Here is a 1,302-nt window from a genome sequence, read left to right on the forward strand (position 1 = left end):
AACACGGAGAACCGGTCGAAAAAGCTCTCCGTACATGATTTTTCGGTCACTTTTCGTCCAATGACGCTGTAGGTGCCTGGAAAATTGCAACTTGCCGCGGCTGCACGACAAGTTGATCGGAGCATCCCTAGAGGATGATATTGCTCAAGCTAATAGATTAGTAGGTAAGACGCGTTGCGTTTTGATTTTGGATGACGCGGCTCATGCTTTTTTTCCAGAGCAGCAAAGAGACTTTTTTGAGTTTTTCAGAAAAATAAAGAGCAGAACTATTTCTCCTAAAGCTGCAATTTACCCAGGGGTAACAAATTTCGCTCCGACTTTTAATATCGGCCACGATGCTGAGGAAATTGACGCTTGGGTTAATCCGGAAGATGATAGTTACATTTGGTTTATGAAGACTATGCTCGCTAGGCGCCTTCCTAAAGAAGTTTATGAAAAGCTGTCTAAAGAAGAGTCGTTGCTGAAGGTTTTGTGTTATGCGTCGTTTGGAATACCTCGTATCATGCTTAATATGGTGCGAAATGTATATGTGGAAGATATGATTGCTGGTGTTTCTGTTTACAAAACGGACTTCACTAAAAAAAATGTGATGGATCAGGTCAAGTCAAGCAGTAAAAGTGTCGCAGCTGTTTATGCTTCGTTGAAACAGAAGCTTCCTACATATAAAAGTTATGTGGAGGAAGGTGATGTGGTTTTTGCAAGAGTGGTGGAGCTTATTAAGTCTTATAATAAAGATAAGCCTGTCGAGAGGAAAAGTATAACTCTAGCAATAAGGAAGGAAGTTGGATCTGATCTGAAAAGAATTTTAGGTTTTTTTCAGTATGCGGGTTTGGTTAGTTATAAAGGGCAAATTAGTAGAGGTGAAAAGGGGGTATTTGATCTTTATCTTATTAATTTGGCTGCACTTATAGAAAGCAACGCTCTCGTTGTTGCTAGGGCTGTTAAAGTTGAAGATATAGCTATATCCATAGAAACAAGGCATGCACATGAGTTTACGAGAACTCAAACAGACTTTCTTCTACCTCCGGATAAAGTTAGCTTAAAGCTTAGCATGCCTCCCTGTCAGAATTGTGGGGAAGAGCGGAGCAGTGAGGAAGCAAGATTTTGTTCTGGGTGTGGTGCTGCTCTGAAAGTAGCTTCAATTTATGATGCCTTAGTGAGTAAGGATATCGAAGTGTAGTGGTCTAATGAAACCGGACACCCATTTAGGCGAGAATGCTCGCCAGATCGAGGTGTCAGATGACCAAACAACGCCGTTCCTTTTCTGCTGAATTCAAACGCGAGGCTTCCGACATCGTGCTC

The 1,302-nt window shown here is 41.7% G+C and carries 1 protein-coding gene; it reads left to right on the forward strand.

Annotated features, from left to right (window positions below):
• Positions 1 to 91 precede the first annotated feature (91 nt).
• The gene (locus HBN61_RS22270) at positions 92 to 1,180 is read left to right on the forward strand and encodes a zinc ribbon domain-containing protein (RefSeq protein WP_170047924.1); all 1,089 of its coding nucleotides are present in this window, start codon (positions 92 to 94) and stop codon (positions 1,178 to 1,180) included.
• Positions 1,181 to 1,302 lie beyond the last annotated feature (122 nt).

Origin of the sequence: Pseudomonas sp. WS 5071, assembly GCF_012985765.1 — a bacterium.
Lineage (GTDB): Bacteria > Pseudomonadota > Gammaproteobacteria > Pseudomonadales > Pseudomonadaceae > Aquipseudomonas > Aquipseudomonas lundensis_A.